The 1,219-nt window shown below is 36.1% G+C and carries 2 protein-coding genes; both read left to right on the top strand.

Annotation, left to right across the window (positions count from 1 at the left end; genetic code table 11):
- Positions 1-137 precede the first annotated feature (137 nt).
- A complete protein-coding gene (locus ACFIME_RS06615) occupies positions 138-488 on the top strand; it encodes a DUF1376 domain-containing protein (protein WP_375684683.1) in 351 nt (116 codons plus the stop codon).
- A partial coding sequence (locus ACFIME_RS06610; RefSeq protein ID WP_375684682.1) for a DUF1376 domain-containing protein occupies positions 478-1,219 on the top strand: 742 nt, incomplete at its 3' end. The genes ACFIME_RS06615 and ACFIME_RS06610, both read left to right, overlap by 11 nt.

Raw genomic sequence — 1,219 nt, 5'->3', positions numbered from 1 at the left:
AGCGACGACAGGCAAGGGGAATGCGTCGAAAGAAGAGATGATTAAGGCGGTGCGTGCAAAAGGGCACAATCCGAAAGATGATAACGAAGCAGATGCTTTAGCAATTTTATATTTAGTTAAAGAAAGGGAATTGGGGTATGTCCATTAAATTACCATGGACGAGGCTTTTTGCATACAAATGGCTTCTTACTCTTGGTTGTTTGTCGCCGACCGAGAAATGTATCTATGTCATGTTGCGACTTCTAATGCTCCATACTGGTGAGCCTATTTTAAACAACTTAAGGGTATTAGCTCGTTGGATTGGTTATCCAGTAGAAGAGTTTGAAACAGCTTTGAATTCCTTGATTGAAGGTGGATTCATCATACGTTTAGACAATGGTGGGTTGTGGAATTCAGAAGTTGAAAAAGAACTCAATAACGTCACTGAAGAGCTAGATAATTTCACTTGCAATAATAATAAAGAAAGGGAGGTGAAGTATGTCAACTAAGTTGCCATGGACGAGGCTTTTTGCAGACAAGTGGGCAATTGTTGTTGATTATTTGCCTGCTGTAGAGGGAAATATCTATATGCGATTACGGTTACGTATGTTGCATACTGGTGAACCTCTTTTTTATAATATTAAAGTTTTATCTAATTACACTGGTTATTCAGTGAAGAAGTTTGAAGCGGCACTGAATGTTTTGCTTGAAGAAGGATATTTCATTCGTTTAGCAGATGGTCGCTTGTGGAATTTAGATGTTGAGGAAGAACTCAATAACTCTAATGAGAATTTAAATAGACTCTCAGAAAAAGCTATAAAAGCTGCGAATACTAAGAGAAATAAGCAGAAAGATAATTCATCAAGAGAACATGATGATGTCATCATGACATCATCACGAGGTCATGATGACATCATGATGAGTTCATCACGACAACACATTAACATTAACATTAACAATAACAAAAAAAATAAAAATATTATTTTATCAAAAAGAGAAATTGATTTTGAAAATTTAGAAACAAACGATTTGGTTGACGAGCCAATCGAGTGTGATGATGTTCAATCAGAACAAATCAAAACGATAGAAACCAAACAACCAATCATTCGCGAGCAAAATACCAACACTTCAAACAAAGCTAACAACCGATGGCAAATTGACGAAGCGATGATTGCGAAATTGCCTTCACGAAAAGTTAAAAAGGTTGGAAAACAACTTTCAGAAATCGTTGATAAGATAA

Origin of the sequence: Bartonella sp. AP1QHHD, assembly GCF_042196265.1 — a bacterium.
In the GTDB taxonomy this organism is placed as follows: Bacteria; Pseudomonadota; Alphaproteobacteria; order Rhizobiales; family Rhizobiaceae; genus Bartonella.
This window is presented reverse-complemented; position numbering and strand designations above follow the sequence as displayed.

What these genes read in the sequence shown, in the direction of transcription:
- ACFIME_RS06615 (WP_375684683.1), top strand. Translation starts at nt 138, where the DNA reads ATGTCCATTAAATTACCATGGACGAGGCTTTTTGCATACAAATGGCTT.